The organism is Leifsonia sp. 1010 (genome assembly GCF_031455295.1).
Taxonomy (GTDB): domain Bacteria; phylum Actinomycetota; class Actinomycetes; order Actinomycetales; family Microbacteriaceae; genus Leifsonia.
In genome coordinates this window covers 425444-440952 of record NZ_JAVDSL010000001.1, presented here as the reverse complement: position 1 = coordinate 440952, position 15509 = coordinate 425444, and the positions used below count along the sequence as shown (strand labels likewise).

The window sequence follows — 15509 nt, the reverse complement described above, 5'->3', positions numbered from 1 at the left end:
GGTGCAGATCGCACCGGCGCCGTCCTGGCTCTGGGAAGCAGACGGATCAGACCGTCTCGCCGCGGTCCACCTCGCCGCGCCAGGCGCCCGTCTCGGTGCCCTGCGACTCGATGAACTTCTTGAAGTTCTCGAGGTCCTTCTTGACGGCGTGGTCGTCGAGGCCGAACACCGACCCGATCTTCTCGAGGGCGTCGGACGGCGCCCACTCCAGCTGCACCGTCACCTTCGTCTCGGTGTCGGAGAGACGGTGGAACGTGACGACGCCCGCGTGCTCGGTGTCGCCGGCGACGGACTTCCACGCCACGCGCTCGTCCGGAAGCTGCTCGGTGATGACCGTGTCGAACTGGCGCTCCGCACCGCCGATCTTCACCCGCCAGTGGTTGGTGGTGTCGTCGACCTGGCGGATCTCCTCGACCTCGTCGAGGAAGTGCGGGAAGGACTCGAACTGGGTCCACTGGTTGTACGCCGTCGAGACCGGCACGTTCACGTCGATGGACTGAGTCACTGCAGCCATTACGGCTCCTTTCGCTTTCTTCTGGGTTCTGGGCTGACGGTAGGCCCGGCACCGGATGGGTATAGACCCTGGACTTCACAGGTGGATCGTGCGACGGGAAGCGCGTTGCAAGGTCTTGCGACCCGACGAGATGGGGGTACGCGTGGACTCGTTCACTCACGAGCGGAAGGAGACGGACATGGCCGATCGGCCCATCCAGATCGACGTGCAGAAGTACCTGAGCGGGGTCGATTACCCCGCGAGCAAAGCCGACCTCGTCGGCACGGCGCAGGGCCAGGGAGCGCCGAAGGAGGTCATCGACGCGCTCGAGGGCCTGCCCGACCGCGACTTCGAGAGCCCGGTGCAGGTGACGGAGGGCATCAGCGGCAGCTGACGAGCGGATGCGGCACGCCGCCCCGGGAGGCGGCGCTCAGCGAGGCGGCGCTCAACGGGGCGGCGCTCAGCCCCAGCGGCGGGCCGTCCACCGCTCGAACAGACCGAGCAGCGAGTCGGTGATGATGCCCAGGATCGCGAGCAGGATGATCGCCAGGAAGAGGCGGTCGGTCCGGCCGTTGTTCTGAGAGTCGATGAGCAGGAAGCCGAGTCCCATCGACGAGGCGATCAGCTCGGCGGCGACGAGGAACAGCCACGCCTGCGCCATGGCGAGCCGGAGACCGGAGATCACCGACGGCAGCACGGCAGGGAGCTGGACGGTCGTCAGCAGCCGGACGCCGTTCAGCCCGAACGCGCGTCCCGCCTCCACCAGGTGCCGGTCCACGTGCTTCAGCGCGGCGCCGACCGTCGTGTAGACGGGGAAGAACGCGCCGATCGCGATCAGGATGATCTTCGAGTCCTCGCCGATCTTGAACCACAGGATCAGCAGGGGCACCCAGGCGAGCGACGGAACCGCCCGGATGGCGGCGAGCGTCGGGCTGAACAGCACATCCGACCAGCGCGACAGACCCACCAGCGCCCCGAGCAGCAGCCCGAGACCCGCCCCGAAGGCGAAGCCGATCAGCACGCGCTGGGTCGAGATCGCCACGTACTGGCCCAGCAGCCCGCGCTGGGCGAGGTCGACCGCGGCCTCCCACACCATCGACGGCGAGGGCAGCTGCGACGACGTGAACGCACCGGAGGTCGACGCCAGCTGCCACACGGCGAGCAGCACGAAGGGGATGATGAATCCCGCGGCGATCCTCACCCCGCGACGCGACAGCGGGGACGTGCGGACGGCAGCCGTCGTGACGGCCTCCGGTGCGTTCTGGACGGTCATGGGATGCGTCAGCCTCCGATGGCGCTCGGGTCGGCCTTCTTCGCGAAGGTCGGGTCGAGCAGCGAGTCGAGTGCCTTGTCGATGTCGGTCTGGGACTTCACGTCGCCCGACTCGACGAAGATCGGGCCGACCTTCTTCAGCACGGCCAGCTGCGCCTTGCCGGGGATGTTCGAGACGTCCAGGTTGGTGCGCTCTGTGATCACCGTGGTGGCGACGGCCGGGTCGATGCCGGCGACGTCGGACAGGATCTTGGCCGTCTCGTCGGGGTGCTTCTCGGCCCACGCCCGGGCGTACTCGTAGGTGTTCACGACGGTCTGCGCGACATCCGGCTTGGAGTCGAGGAACGACTCCGTGGCGTTGAGGAAGCCGTAGGTGTTGAACTTCACGTTGCGGTAGACGAGCTTCGCGCCCGACTTCTCGGCGTTGGCCATGATCGGGTCGAGTCCGCTCCACGCGTCGACGGAGCCGTTCTGCAGGGCGGCCCAGCCGTCGGCGTGCTGGAGGTTCTGGATGGTCACATCCTTGGCCGAGAGACCGTTGGCCTCGAGCGCCTGCAGCAGGAAGAAGTACGGGTCGGTGCCCTTCGTACCCGCGACCTGCTTGCCCTTGAGGTCCTTCACCGACGTGATGGTCGAGTTCGGGCCGACGACGATGGCCGACCACTCGGGCTGCGAGTAGATGTCGATGGTCTTGATCTGCGAGCCGTTCGAGCGGGCAAGCAGCGCCGCCGAACCGGCGGTCGAGCCGACGTCGATGGCGCCGGAGCGGAGGGCCTCGTTCGCCTTGTTGGAGCCGGCGGACTGCACCCAGTTGACCGTGATGTCCTGCTTCTTCAGGGCCTTCTCGAGCCAGCCCTCCTTCTTGATGACGAGGCTGAGCGGGTTGTAGGTCGCGAAGTCGATGTTGAGCGTGCCGCCCTTCGTCACTCCGGCGGAGTTGGTGGCGCCGGAGGCGGCGCCCTCTCCGGCGACGCAGCCGGTCAGCAGCAGGCTGGCGGCCGCGACGATGCCGGCGGCGGCGGTCAGGATGGTGGGTCTGCGGCGCATGATGCCTCTCTCGGGGGTGTGGGGGAGCGGGTGGTGCGGCTGTGGTGACGCGATGGTGCGAGTGCGGTTCAGTACGGGAATACGGGGACGGTCGCCCGCTGCTCGTCGCGGGCGCGGCCGTGTCGGTCGATGCCGAGGCCGTCGAGCAGCTCGGCCCGCAGCTGGGCGAGCTCGGCGGAGCCGCGGTCGCGCGGTCGGCTTCCTGGCACGGTCGTGACGCTGCGGATCGTGGAGCCGGGCTGCCCGTCCTCTGCGCCGAGCAGCACGACGCGGTCGGCGAGCTGCAGGGCCTCGTCGACGTCGTGGGTGACCAGCAGGATGGTGGCGGGCGCCGCGGCGTGGATGTCGAGAAGCAGGTCCTGCATCTTCAGACGGGTGAGCGCGTCCAGAGCGCCGAACGGCTCGTCCAGCAGGAGGACGCCGGGGTTGCGGGCCAGAGCGCGGGCGAGCGACGCGCGCTGCGCCATGCCACCGGAGACCTCCCGAGGGCGGAGGGTCGCGGAGCCCGTCAGCCCGACGAGGTCGAGAAGCTGGGCGACCCGCTGCCGCCCGGCGTCGCGGTCGAGGCCGCGGGGCAGGCCGAGCGCGACGTTGTCGGCGAGTGAACGCCAAGGCAGCAGCCGTGGCTCCTGGAACCCGACGGCGCAGCGGGCGTCGAACCCGGCGACCGTGGTCCGGTCGATCAGGGCGGCTCCGCCGGTGGGCGCGTCGAGTCCGCCGGCGATGCGCAGGAGGGTCGACTTGCCGCATCCACTCGGGCCGAGGATCGCGACGACCTCGCCCGCGCGGATCCCGAGGGACACATCCCGAAGCACCGTGCGCGTGGTCGGAGCGGACGCCTCGCGCTCACGATCGCCCGGGGCGCGCTTCCGGGAGCGCCGGTTCGGCGCCGGGAACGAGCGCGCGACGCCGGCGAACTCGACGGGGTAGGCGGAGGACGAGGCGGTCATGGTGCTCTGACGCTACCGACGCGAGCCACGCGCCCGCTGGCCCGGCGCAACGCTTCGTAACGAAAGTTGGCGCGGCCGGTTCGGATGCGGTGGAGGAACGCGACTAGAGGGATGCTCCCGGTACGCCGGAGATGACGAGCGCCGCACCGCCGACCCACACGCCCACGGCGAGCAGGATACCGACGATCGGGACCCAGAAGGCGATGCGCCGGACGATGAGCAGCACGACCGCGACAATCACGGTGATCAGGGTGACCACGCCCGGTCCGAACAGTGCGATGACGAAGCCGATGCCCATGCGATCGGTGTCGCACACCGTCGACGCCCCACATGGGTCGCTCGCGAACGCGAGGAAGAACGCGGCGAACGTGAGGATGGCGGCGACGACGACCGCGAACACCAGCAGGATGATCGAGGTCACCAGATCCCAGACGACCACCGGCCGGCGCGCAGGCGCGGGCGGCGGGAAGCCCGGTTGAACCGGGTATGCGGAGTAACCGGGCGGGGGCGGCGTGCTCATCGGTGCTCCGTCAGCCGAAGATCATGGGTCGGTCGTCATCGTCGTCGGCCGCCGCGACCGGCGCCAGCTCGACGAGGACGGGCACGTGGTCGCTGGGGGCGTCGCCCTTCCGCTCGTTTCGATGGATGCTCGCATCCACCACCCGGTCGGCGAACGCACGCGACCCGAGGATGAAGTCGATGCGGAGCCCCTCGTTGCGCGGGAATCGCAGCTGCTTGTAGTCCCAGTACGTGTAGCCGTCCGGCACGATCGGCCGGACGACATCGGTCAGACCGGCCTTCTCGAACGCCGCGAACGCCGTCCGCTCGGGCGGCGAGATGTGGGTCGAGATGCCGGGCACCAGGCTCGGGTCGCCGACGTCGGAGTCGAACGGGGCGACGTTCCAGTCGCCCATGAGGGCGAGTTGGAGGGTCGGGTCGTCGGCGAGCCAGCGCTGTGTGTCGGCGGCCAGCGCGGCCAGCCAGTCGAGCTTGTAGACGTAGTGCGGGTCGGCGAGCGACCGGCCGTTGGGCACGTACAGGCTCCACAGCCGGATGCCCTCGACCGTTGCGCCGATCGCGCGCGCCTCCTTCGGGAGGTCCGGCCCGTCATGGTCTTTCAGGAAGCCCGGCATGTCCGGGAAGCCGATGGTCACGTCCTCCAGCGGCAGGCGGCTGGCGATGGCGACGCCGTTCCACTGGTTCAGGCCGTGCAGAACGACCTCGTAGCCCGCGTCCTCGAACGGCTGGTAGGGGAACTGCTCGGGCTTGCATTTGATCTCCTGCATGGCGAGCACATCCACGTCTTCGCGGACCATCCAGTCGACGACGCGGCCCACGCGGGTGCGGATCGAGTTCACATTCCAGGTCGCGACGCGCATGCTCCGATCGTATCGGCCGCCGCCGACGTCGCCCGAGTCCGGAGGGATCGGTGGAACCAGGACGCCTGTGGAGAACTCCCGGGGCGCGGCGGGTTCCCCTCTAGAATCGTGGATGTGACCGACGCACGACAGCAGCTCATCGACTACATCGCCGCCGAGGCCGTGTTCCACGGCGACTTCACGCTCACCAGCGGCAAAAAGGCGAGCTACTACGTCGACCTGCGCAAGGTCAGCCTCGACCACCGGGTCGCGCCGCTCATCGGCCGCGTCATGATCGACCTCATCCGTGACATCCCCGACGTCTTCGCCGTCGGCGGCATGACGATGGGCGCCGACCCCGTCGCCGCGGCGATCCTCCACCAGGGCGCCGCCCAGGGCCTCACCTACGACGCGTTCGTCGTGCGCAAGGAGCCGAAGGACCACGGCCGCGGCAAGCAGGTCGAAGGCCCCGACCTCGAGGGCAAGCGCGTGATCGTGCTCGAAGACACCTCCACGACCGGCGGCTCCCCGCTCAAGGCCGCGGAGGCGCTGCGCACGGTCGGCGCCGAGATCGCCGCCGTCGCTGTCGTCGTCGACCGCGACACCGGAGCGCGCGAGGCCATCGAGGCCGCGGGCTACCCCTACTACGCCGCCATCGGCCTGAAGGACCTGGGGCTGGCATAGTGTCCGACGAGCGCGGGCGGGGCGCTGCGGACGACGAACGTCCGTACGAACGACAGGATGCGCCCGAGGTTCCGGCCGAGCAGCCCAAGGCGGAGGAGCCCGAGGCGGAGGAGCCCGAGTTCGGCAGCGCGGACTGGCTGCTGCAGCAGCTGACCGGCGGTCGTCACGTCGATCGTCCCGCCGAGGTATCCTCCGCACCCGAGGCTGGGGCTGGCGACGCGGAACCCGCAGCCGTCGAGGACGCGGGTCCTGTGCCGGTCGCGCCCACCGCTCCCTTCGAGGCGGATGCCGCGCCCATTGCTCCGTCGTCCTCATCGGCACCCGATGTGCCGGCGTCGGACGAGCCGTCACCGTTCGACGAACTGCTCGGCAGTGCCATCGAAGAGCCCGAGGTCGTCGAGGAGCAGCCGACGGAGTTCCCGGTCGCGTTCAATTGGAACCTCACGCCGGGGGTCGGAGGGGATCCTCTGGTCGAGCAGGAGGAGACGCCCACACCGGCGGAGGCCGGGACGGCTCCCTTCGCCGCGGCGACGAGCGAGCCGGAGCCGACGCGGGCCGATCCGACGCCGACAGCGCTCTTCGAACCGCTCGGAGGCGGGGCGTCGCCGACTGAGCCGGCCGTGCAGACCGAGCCGGCCGCACCGACCGAGCCTGCCGAGCCGACCGAGCCGACCGAGACCGACGGGCAGGCCGAGCCCATCGCGGCCGAGCCGTCCGTTCCCGAGCCAGACGCCGCTCCTCCGCTCGTGCCGCCCGTCTTCCGGTCGACCTTCGTCGAGCCGAAGTCCCCGAGTTCTGCCGGGATCTTCGCCCCCCTCGCCACACCCGAGGAGCCGTCGACGGACGAGACGTCCTCGTCCGATTCCATCTCCGGAGCGCCGGAGGACGAGCCGCCCGCCGCCGTCCGCTCCTGGGTGATCGAGCCGGCGTTGCCGACGCCCGCGCCCGAACCCGAGAAACCGCGGACCATCTTCGACCCGCCGGAGATCCCCGCTGACGACGATGACGAGGCAGGCGAGCCTGAGAGCCATGGTCTCGCCGCTCTGCTCGGCTTCGGAGCTCCCGAGTCCGATGCTCCGTCCGGCCGGTCGGTCATCGGAGACACGACGAGCGTCATCCCGATCGACCCGTCCGCGTTCACCCGTCCGCCTGCGGCCCCTGAGCCGCCGGCCACGCCTGTCGCCGACGCGAGCCTCCCGCCCGCCGAGGATTCGCCCGCGACCCGGTCGCCGTTGCACCAGCCGGTCCTTCCCCCGATCGACGCAGCGGCGCTCTTCGAGCCACCGATCGAGACGCCGGCGCAGCAGCAGGATGCTGCACAGATCGCCGATCTGCTGCGGGCGTCCCACGAGGAACCGGAACTCGCTGCACCACCCGCGCCGCCGTCGGCGTACGAGCCGCCTGCAGCGTTCAGCACGCCGGAGACCGTCGACACCCCGACGCAGCAGCTCGACACCTCCGAGATCGCAGCTCTGTTGCGTGACGAGCCCGTCGAATCCCTGCCGTCGGCTCCGGCATTCCCGGCCGCGGAGGCCGAACTGGCGATGGGTGGGCTGCCGTCGCCCGCCACTAGCCCGATCGACGCCGAGAGCATCGCCACCGCCTCGGAGCCGGAGCCGTTCGCTTTCGCGTCGGCGACTCCCGAAGCCGACGACGACACCGGCGCCAGCGGAGGTGCTGGCGACGAGGCCGCAGCCGACGACATCGAGGCGGAGGAGTCCGACGGACTGGCCGAGCTGTTCGGCGGAGTGGCGGAGGAGCCCGAGACCGGCCCCGTACTGCCGACCGACGCCGACCCGCTCGCCGAGCGCGGCGACGAGACCCCGGACGAGCGGATCGACGAAGCGCCGGAGGCCGCGGCCGGAGTCGAGGGGCCGCAGCTGACGGCGACAACGCCCTTCACGTTCACGCAGACCGTTCCCGTCGAGCCGACCGACGCGACGGCCGTCGCCGCGGAACCGGCCACCGGCCCGGCGTGGGAGCTGCCGGCCGCCGCGGGCGCGACGACCGCGGCCGCCTCCGCCGCGACGACCGGCCAGAGCGGGGCGGCTGCAATCAGCACCCCCGCCTCAGCATCCACCGCTGACACCACTGCCGCCCCAACCCGCCCGGGCGGCGGCGACTTCTGGAACTCGCGGAACAACCGCATCCTCCTCATGGTCGGAGGGGCACTGGCCGTCGTGCTGGTCCTCATCGGCCTCTTCGCGATCGGGACGCGCATCCCGTCGTGGCTCGGTGCCGCGAAGCCCGCACCGGTGGCCGCCACGGCGTCGGCCTCGGCGAAGCCCAGCGCGACCCCGACGCCGACGCCCACTCCCGTGCCCACGGTGACGCCCAAGCCGGCCGCTGCCGTCGGCCCCGGCACGCACCCGTGGGATGCGCTGGGCGGCGGCGAGTGCATCCAGCCCTTCACGACGGTATGGGCGGAGGAGTTCGCCGTCGTCGACTGCGCCTCTCCGCACACCGCGCAGCTCGTCTACACCAACCTGCTCTCGGCCGACCCTGCTGCGCCGTACCCCGGCGCGGACGCCCTCGCGCAGCAGATCCCGGGCCTTTGCACGGCGGGCGGCATCGTCGACCTCGGAGCCGCGGGCGCCTACCCCGACCTCCAGGTCGTCGGCTCCTTCCCGGCCACGGAGCAGCAGTGGAAGGACGGCCAGCGCTCGTACTACTGCTTCGCCACGCGGGCGAGCGGCGAGCCGCTGACCTCGTCGGTCGCCGGCCCCGGACCTGCTGCCTGAGCGACCGGAGGTCAGCCCTCCGCGCCGCCCGTCCCCGACAGCGAGGCCTCATACCGCGCGAGCGCGCCCGGCGGGTTGAGCCGTCGCGCTGTCGCGACAAGGTCCGCCTCCGTGTCGTGACCGGGCGTCGTCACGTTCAGCACCACCGCGTCGCGCGAGGCCCCGACGCCGAAGAACCCCTCCGCGTCCAGATCCGCGAGGGCTCCCGCCATGGCGTCGAGCAGGTCCGCATTGAGCTCCGGCGAACGCTCGTACGGGCCCCCGAGCGCGTCGAACAGCGGCTCCACCTCGGCGAACAGCCGGTCGCCGTACAGGTCGTAGGGGGAGTCGTTGACCGCCCAGCGCAGCTCGTCTGCATCCACATCCAGACCCTCAGCGCGGCAGCGCGCGACCGCGCCCTCCAGACCCTCGAGCGAGCACGCGGTCGGGGCCGGTCTGTGGGCGAGCGGCGTGGTCCAGAGGCCGAAGTAGTAGAAGGTCTCGGAGGGGCGTTCGGCACGGAGCGCGGTCCACGCCGAGCGGGCCGCCGCGCGGAGGGCGGAACGGATGTGCGCGACGTCGTCCACGGTGGAGCTCAGAGTCCGTGCGCCGGTCGGCTCAGAGCTCGGTCTCGATGGGTTCCCGCACGACGAGCTCGTCGACGCCCCGGAGCACCTCGTCCGGCCGGAACGGGTACCGCTCGATCTCGGTGCGATCACTGATCCCGGTGAGCACCAGGATGGTGTGCAACCCGGCTTCGATACCGGCCACGACATCCGTGTCCATCCGGTCGCCGATCATGGCGGTGTTCTCCGAGTGCGCGCCGATGCGGTTCATCGCCGACCGGAACATCATCGGGTTCGGCTTGCCGACGACGTAGGGGTCGCGGCCGGTCGCCTTGGTGATCATCGCCGTCACCGCGCCCGTAGCGGGGAGCGGACCCTCCGCACTGGGCCCGGTGGCGTCCGGGTTCGTGGAGATGAACCGTGCGCCCTTGCCGATGAGGCGGATCGCCTTGGTGATCGCGTCGAACGAGTAGCTGCGCGTCTCGCCGACGACGACGTAGTCCGGGTTCGTGTCCGTCATGATGAAGCCGGCCTCGTGGAGGGCCGTGGTCAGTCCCGCTTCGCCGATCACGTAGGCCGTGCCGCCGGGCATCTGCGACTTGAGGAAGTCGGCCGTCGCCAGTGCCGAGGTCCAGATGGACTCCTCGGGCACGTCGAGGCCGGAGGTGCGCAGCCGCGCCGCCAGGTCGCGCGGCGTGAAGATGGAGTTGTTGGTGAGCACGAGGAACGGGGTGCCCTGGTCGCGCCACTGCTGGATGAGGTCGGACGCTCCGGGGAGGGCCTGGTTCTCGTGGACGAGGACGCCGTCCATGTCGGTGAGCCAGCATTCGATCTCGTCGCGACGCGTCACGTGGGACCCCTTTCACCGGGAAGCGGATGCTTCCAGCTTAGGGGCCGCGCCTCTCTCGCGGTGAGGCGGACGGCCGCGGTGGATACGCTGAACCTGTGGATGAGACGGCGAACCCGACGCACGAGCTGACGACCAACGGTGTCGGTCCGTGGCCGGGCGAATGGCCGGACGACCCGCGTTTCGACGCCGAGCTGCTGCGCCACGGCGACACCCGCAACGTGATCGACCGCTACCGGTACTGGACGATGGACGCGATCGTCGCCGACCTCGACGAGCACCGGCACCCGTTCCATGTGGCCATCGAGAACTGGCAGCACGACATGAACATCGGTTCGATCGTGCGGAGCGCCAACGCCTTCGCCGCGGACACCGTCCACATCATCGGCCGCCGCCGGTGGAACAAACGCGGCGCCATGGTGACCGACCGCTACCAGCACGTCGTGCACCACGACGATGTCGCCGGGTTCGTGGAGTGGGCGCGCGGCGAGGGCCTTCCCGTGATCGCGATCGACAACGTGCCGGGGTCGGTCCGGATCGAGACGTTCTCGTTTCCGCGGGAGTGCGTCCTGCTGTTCGGCCAGGAGGGCCCGGGCCTGTCGCCGGACGCCCTGGCGGCGGCGGATGCGGTGGTCGAGATCTCGCAGTTCGGCTCGACGCGCTCCATCAACGCGTCGGCGGCCGCGGCCGTCGCCATGCACGGGTGGATCCGTCAGCACGTCGCGTTCGACTAGCGGTTGATCCGCCGCCAGACGAGCTTGAGCCCCGACCAGTCCTCGTCCACCGCCGCCACCTTCACGTCGACGAGCCCGCGCTCGAGCGCCGCATCGCGGATGAGGTTCTCCGTGATGTCGCTGACATGCCCGGCTGCTTTGCGGGGCCAGGCCGCCCATACCATCCCGTCGGGGCGGATCCGTTCGCCCAGTTCGTCGAGTTCGTCGAGGAACAGGGCGGCCTCGCGGTAGAACGTGAGGATGAGCCCGCTCGGCCGCTCGTCGGTCCACTCGACCTCGGGAGCGCCGTCGAGGGGGATGCTCCAATCGGGATCGGCGTGGAGCACGCTCACGCGCATCCCCGGTTTCAGCCCGAGCTTCTTCCAGAGCGGCGTGCCCGAGTAGCCGGCGGTCGTCACCGCCGCCATCCGGCGTCGTCGGCGATGCGCCGGATTGCGGCCGCATCGAGGTCGTAAACCGTCTCTCCGTCGTCGGGCGCCGGGGCGGACACGAGATGCGCCCGGATCGGGCCGTCGTCGGGCAGCTGAACCCACGCGAAGCCCGCGCCCCGCACGGCACGCTCGCGCGGGGCCGGCCAGAGCACGTCGGTCGTGTTCGCGACGGCCGGGGCGACCACGACCGGGATGCCCGCCGGTCCCGCCTCGGTGATGAGGCCGTGGTGGTAATGCCCGGCCAGGATGAGCCGCACATCCCCTTCGCTGAGCGTGTCGAGCAGCGGCTGGGAGTCCACGAGCCGCAGCGACTCGAACAGCACGGTCGTCGGCGTCACGGGAGGGTGATGGAGGACGACGATGGTGCCGCTCTCGGAGGGAGCGGCGAGCAGGTCGCGCAGGCGGTCGAGCTGCGCCTCCTCGACGCGGCCGTACCCGGCGAGCGGAACGCTCGTGTCGACGGTCACCACGCGGAAGCCGCGCACCGTCGTCTCGGTCTCGCGCGCTCCCAGAACCTCTTCGAACCCGTCGGGGAGGTCGTGGTTGCCCATCGCGTAGACGACGGCCGCTCCGCGCTCGGCAGCCCACGGCTCGAGCGTGGCCTTCAGCTTCCGGTACGACGCCGCCGAGCCATCGTCGGACAGGTCTCCCGACGCGACGATCAGGTCGACCTGCTCGAGTGACGACGCACGCGCCAGCACGCGGTCGAGCGCGGCCAGCGTGTCCACGATGCCGTAGTGCAACCGGCCGTCGCCGTACAGATGCGTGTCGGAGAGGTGGAGGATGCGCAGCGTATCGGTCACGCCGCCACCCTAGCGCCGGCCACCGTCGCCGGACGCCGTCGCCTGCGCCGCCGCGCGGGCACCGTCACGTCACTCGGTGTCGAGCGCTTCGATGATCGAGTCGACCGCGGTGATCAGGTTGTGCAGCGCCTGGCGCTCGATCGAGTCCTCCGGCAGCTTCTGGATGTCGTAGCTGGCGGCGCTCGCCGCCTGCCGGGCCTGCGCGAGCGCTGCCTGGACTTCGAGATCGGCCATGTCGTCCTCCTCGGTTCGGGTGCTGTCTGCCGCCACCCTAGTGCGGGCGGCGGCCCGACCACCAGAGGTGCGCCGCCCCTCCCGGTCCGCCTACCCGATGAGCGACGGGCGTAGGTCGCGCAGCGTCCGGAAGTGCGTCATCCGCGTCACGCCGATGGCCGCGATCAGCAGTGCGATCAGCATCCACAGCGCCAGAACCCCGGCGTCCGCCCAGGCCGTCGCCGGGTTGCCGCCGTACATCAGCTGCCGGATGCCGTCGACCGCGTACGACATCGGCAGCACGTGGTGCAGCGACGCCAGCGGACCGGGGAGGGTCTGCCAGGGGAACGTGCCGCCGGCGGTGACGAGCTGGAGCACCATCAGCACGAGGCCGAGGAACTGTCCGACGCTGCCGAGCCAGACGTTGAGCGCCAGGATGATCGCCGCGAACGTGACGGAAGCGAGGCCCATCAGCCCGTACATCCCGACCGGGTTGTCGATACGGAACCCGAGCGCGCCGGAGACGATCGCGAACAGTCCGATCATCTGGATCGCCCCGAGGAGGCCCGGGGTGAGCCAGCCCGCGAGGGTGATCTTGACGGGCGAGTGCAGAGCGGTGATCGCTCGGCGCGAGACCGGCTTGACGATGAGGAACAGTGCGTAGATGCCGATCCACGCGGCCAGGGCGACGAAGAACGGTGCGAGCCCGGCACCGTACGTGCCCGCGGAGGTGATCGAGTCGTTCTTCAGGTTCACCGGGTCGGCGATGGTGGACGCCTGCTTCTTCTGCAGGCTGGGGGAGTTGTCCGGGATGCGGTCGACGCCCTGCTTCAGGCCGTCGCGCAGCTGGGTGGTGCCGTCGTGGAGGGTCGTCAGACCGTCACGCAGCTGGGCGGCCCCGCTCGCGGCGGTCGAGGCGCCGGAGGCCAGCTGGGAGGCGCCGGAGGCGGCCTGCTGCGAGCCCGACGCGACCTGCGACGCCCCGCCCGCGACCTGGTCCGCACCGGCGGAGAGCTGGTCGATCTGACCGACGGCGCCCTGGATCTGCGTGTTGCCGGACTGCACCTTCGTGTCGAGGTCGCCGAGCACCGCCTTCACCTCGGCGAGCTGGGCCTCCGTCGCCCCGGCGGCCGCCAGCCGATTCAGCAGATCCTGCTGGGCGGCGGGTGCCGCCGCGGCGATCTGGGCGGCCGCGGCGCCCGCCTCGTTCGCCTTCGCGGCCAGCTGCTGGTTGCCCGCGGCCACCTGGGCCGCGCCGTCGCTCACCTGCTGGGCGCCGGACGCCAGCTCTCCGAGCTTGCTCGCCAGCTCCTGAGAGCCGGAGGCGAGCTGCGACGTGCCGTCGGCGAGCTGCGAGGCCCCGGACTGCGCTGTGGCGCTGCCGTCGACCAGCTGGTTCGCGCCGTCGACGGCCGTCACCAGGTTGGAGCGGATGTCGGCGAGCCCGACGAGGAACTGCTTGGCCGCCTGCTCGTTCACCTGCTTGACGATCGACGTGCGGATCTTCTCGGCAGCCTGCGTGCCGATCGTGGAGGCGAGGTAGCTGTTGGTGTCGTTCGTCGTCAGCGTGACGACCGCGCGATGCGGGCTGGTGCCGGAGGCGGAGGCCAGCGCGGAGGAGAAATCCTTCGGGAAGGTGATGCTGAAGTCGTACTTCGAGTCGTCGACCCCGCTCGCGGCGGAGCTCTTCTCGACGCGGTGCCACTGGAACGAGCCGTCCTCGATGAGCTGGTCGGCCACGTCGTCGCCGTAGTTGACGGTCTTGCCGTCGACGGTCGTGCCGGCGTCATCCACCACGATGGCAGCGGGGATGCGGTCCAGGTTCGCGTACGGGTTCTGGTTGGCCCACAGGTAGAGGCCTCCGTACAGGACGGGGACGCACATCAGTGCGATGAGCGCCACGATCGACATCGGGCTGGCGGTGAGACGGCGGAACTCCGCCGCGATCATCTGCGGGATCTTCATGCGCCTTCTTCATTCGGCTGGGTCACGATCAGGTCCGGGAGATCGTCGGTGTCATCCCGGCCGGGGTCTTCGTCAAAGGTGTTCGGTCCGGTCTCGTCCATTCGGGAGACCAACGAGGCGGCGGCGATGGCCGCGGCGGAGGCGTCGCCGGCGACGATGAGCACGGCGATCTCGCGGCCGGCCAGCTCGCGGGCGAACCGCCACCATTCGACCGGGTCGCCTCCGTGCCGGTCGGGGGAGACGATGACCAGCGCATCCACGCCCTTCCGGAGCAGGGCGAGCTCGGCCATCAGCCGGATGCGCACGGTGGGCGGCACGGTGCCGATGGAGGAGCGCGCCCACTCGGAGGCGCCGAGCTCCTTCAGGCAGCGGGACACCGCGACGGGATGCGACGCCCGCCCGGCGAACATCAGCTCCTCGGCGACGATGCCCGCGACGGTCACGTCCGAGGCCGGCTCGGACACATCGGGGGCGTCGATGAGCGCGATCCGCCGACGCATCGCGGCGTAGTCGGTGCTGCCGTCGATCGTGACGCTGCCGGCGTCCGGCCGCATCCGCCCGGAGGCGATCAGCCCCAGGACGGTCGGCCGCTGCTCGGTCTCGGCGCGGGCGAGGGACGCGCGGCCGGTCTCGAACGTCGCGGATGTCGGCGGGAGGGCCGCACCCTTGGTGACCTGATCGAGCACGACCTTCATCGCTGTGCGCCTCCGTCGTTCGTCTCCGCGGGCGTGAAGGCCAGCTCGGTGGTCGAGGCGATCAGCTCGCCCGCCTCGCGCCAGCTCATCCCGGCGGCGCCGAGCCCCGCCAGCATGACCAGGCGGTGGCCGGCCTCGGGGCTGAGGCGGGCGCGGGTGGCTTCGTCGAGCACCGAGACGGCAGCATTCTCGATGAGGCGCGTCGTGGTCTCGCGGTCGAGGTCGGTGCGGATGCGGCCCGACTCCATGCCGCGCCGCACGGTGTCGCGCAGGCGCTCGCGCGCCGGGTCGAGGGCCGTGCCGACCATCTCCCGGTGCGGGCCGCGGACGGCCAGCGCCGCGCTGACGCGGACGTGCTCGACCTCGGCCCACAGGGTCGCACCGAACAGCGCGATCTCGACGAGGGGGTCGGGATGCGACACCGGGTCGAGCAGGGCGGCGAGCCGGCGTGCGCCGCGGGTGAACACCTCGACCAGCAGCTCGTCGCGGGTGGCGAAGTGCCCGTAGACGGCGCGGCGGCTGAGGCCGGCGCGGGCGGCGATGCTCTCGAGCGATGCGTCGATGTCCTCATTGAGGGCGATGGCCGCGGCTCCGAGGATGGCCTCGCGGTTCGCCGTGGCGTCGCGTCGCGGTGCGCGGGTTGAGGGGGTGGGCATGCATCCAGTGTACGCCTTCTTGCACAGTTGTGTGCAACTTTACGGGTCGCGATAGGATCGAGTGCGACGGTCGTC

Annotated in this window: 18 protein-coding genes; 4 read left to right on the top strand and 14 right to left on the bottom strand. The window is 70.8% G+C overall.

Features of this window, described 5'->3' with window-relative positions; genetic code table 11:
* Positions 1-46: 46 nt before the first annotated feature.
* On the bottom strand, positions 47-514 hold the full coding sequence (locus tag J2Y42_RS02135; protein ID WP_309854532.1) for an SRPBCC family protein: 468 nt from the start codon (positions 512-514) through the stop codon (positions 47-49).
* A gap of 178 nt (positions 515-692) precedes the next feature.
* Here J2Y42_RS02135 and J2Y42_RS02130 point away from each other — a divergent pair, with 178 nt between their 5' ends.
* Positions 693-887, top strand: a complete 195-nt coding sequence (locus J2Y42_RS02130) for a DUF2795 domain-containing protein (RefSeq protein ID WP_309854529.1) — start codon at positions 693-695, stop codon at positions 885-887.
* A 66-nt stretch (positions 888-953) separates the two neighbouring features.
* Here J2Y42_RS02130 and J2Y42_RS02125 read toward each other — a convergent pair whose 3' ends face one another.
* The 5 genes from J2Y42_RS02125 to J2Y42_RS02105 all read right to left on the bottom strand — a co-directional run bounded on the left by J2Y42_RS02125 (position 954) and on the right by J2Y42_RS02105 (position 5141).
* On the bottom strand, positions 954-1766 hold the full coding sequence (locus J2Y42_RS02125; RefSeq protein WP_309854526.1) for an ABC transporter permease: 813 nt from the start codon (positions 1764-1766) through the stop codon (positions 954-956).
* A gap of 8 nt (positions 1767-1774) precedes the next feature.
* Positions 1775-2812: an aliphatic sulfonate ABC transporter substrate-binding protein gene (locus J2Y42_RS02120; RefSeq protein WP_309854523.1), complete on the bottom strand. Its 1038-nt coding sequence runs from the start codon at positions 2810-2812 to the stop codon at positions 1775-1777.
* A 68-nt stretch (positions 2813-2880) separates the two neighbouring features.
* Entirely contained in the window at positions 2881-3762 is an 882-nt protein-coding gene (locus J2Y42_RS02115; protein WP_309854520.1) for an ATP-binding cassette domain-containing protein, read from the bottom strand.
* Positions 3763-3865: 103 nt separating this feature from the next.
* Positions 3866-4282 (bottom strand): hypothetical protein, encoded by a 417-nt coding sequence (locus J2Y42_RS02110; protein WP_309854517.1) that lies wholly within the window; start codon positions 4280-4282, stop codon positions 3866-3868.
* A 10-nt stretch (positions 4283-4292) separates the two neighbouring features.
* Positions 4293-5141, bottom strand: coding sequence for an exodeoxyribonuclease III (locus J2Y42_RS02105; RefSeq protein WP_309854514.1), 849 nt, complete (start codon positions 5139-5141; stop codon positions 4293-4295).
* Positions 5142-5255: 114 nt separating this feature from the next.
* Here J2Y42_RS02105 and pyrE point away from each other — a divergent pair, with 114 nt between their 5' ends.
* Positions 5256-5804 (top strand): orotate phosphoribosyltransferase, encoded by a 549-nt coding sequence (gene pyrE, locus J2Y42_RS02100; RefSeq protein WP_309854511.1) that lies wholly within the window; start codon positions 5256-5258, stop codon positions 5802-5804.
* Positions 5804-8545, top strand: coding sequence for a hypothetical protein (locus tag J2Y42_RS02095; protein WP_309854509.1), 2742 nt, complete (start codon positions 5804-5806; stop codon positions 8543-8545). The genes pyrE and J2Y42_RS02095 overlap by 1 nt, the downstream gene beginning before the upstream one ends.
* Before the next feature lie 11 nt (positions 8546-8556).
* Here J2Y42_RS02095 and J2Y42_RS02090 read toward each other — a convergent pair whose 3' ends face one another.
* Positions 8557-9111: a DUF4303 domain-containing protein gene (locus J2Y42_RS02090; RefSeq protein WP_309854505.1), complete on the bottom strand. Its 555-nt coding sequence runs from the start codon at positions 9109-9111 to the stop codon at positions 8557-8559.
* A gap of 31 nt (positions 9112-9142) precedes the next feature.
* On the bottom strand, positions 9143-9940 hold the full coding sequence (locus tag J2Y42_RS02085; protein WP_309854503.1) for an HAD-IIA family hydrolase: 798 nt from the start codon (positions 9938-9940) through the stop codon (positions 9143-9145).
* 95 nt (positions 9941-10035) lie between these two features.
* Here J2Y42_RS02085 and J2Y42_RS02080 point away from each other — a divergent pair, with 95 nt between their 5' ends.
* Positions 10036-10671 carry a TrmH family RNA methyltransferase gene (locus tag J2Y42_RS02080; protein ID WP_309854500.1) on the top strand — a complete coding sequence of 212 codons (636 nt, stop codon included), beginning with the start codon at positions 10036-10038 and terminating at the stop codon, positions 10669-10671.
* Here J2Y42_RS02080 and J2Y42_RS02075 read toward each other — a convergent pair.
* The 6 genes from J2Y42_RS02075 to J2Y42_RS02050 form a co-directional block, all read right to left on the bottom strand.
* Complete coding sequence (locus J2Y42_RS02075; RefSeq protein WP_309854496.1) at positions 10668-11078, bottom strand: DUF3052 family protein; 411 nt, start codon at positions 11076-11078, stop codon at positions 10668-10670. The two genes, J2Y42_RS02080 and J2Y42_RS02075, sit on opposite strands and share 4 nt — an antisense overlap.
* Positions 11066-11905 carry a metallophosphoesterase gene (locus tag J2Y42_RS02070; RefSeq protein WP_309854494.1) on the bottom strand — a complete coding sequence of 280 codons (840 nt, stop codon included), beginning with the start codon at positions 11903-11905 and terminating at the stop codon, positions 11066-11068. Before J2Y42_RS02070 ends, J2Y42_RS02075 begins: the two co-directional genes overlap by 13 nt.
* A 69-nt stretch (positions 11906-11974) precedes the next feature.
* Positions 11975-12139, bottom strand: a complete 165-nt coding sequence (locus tag J2Y42_RS02065; protein ID WP_309854491.1) for a hypothetical protein — start codon at positions 12137-12139, stop codon at positions 11975-11977.
* Between the two features lie 90 nt (positions 12140-12229).
* Positions 12230-14083: a YhgE/Pip domain-containing protein gene (locus tag J2Y42_RS02060; protein WP_309854489.1), complete on the bottom strand. Its 1854-nt coding sequence runs from the start codon at positions 14081-14083 to the stop codon at positions 12230-12232.
* On the bottom strand, positions 14080-14778 hold the full coding sequence (locus tag J2Y42_RS02055) for a hypothetical protein (protein ID WP_309854487.1): 699 nt from the start codon (positions 14776-14778) through the stop codon (positions 14080-14082). The genes J2Y42_RS02060 and J2Y42_RS02055 overlap by 4 nt, the downstream gene beginning before the upstream one ends.
* Positions 14775-15434: a TetR/AcrR family transcriptional regulator gene (locus J2Y42_RS02050; RefSeq protein WP_309854484.1), complete on the bottom strand. Its 660-nt coding sequence runs from the start codon at positions 15432-15434 to the stop codon at positions 14775-14777. Before J2Y42_RS02050 ends, J2Y42_RS02055 begins: the two co-directional genes overlap by 4 nt.
* Positions 15435-15509 lie beyond the last annotated feature (75 nt).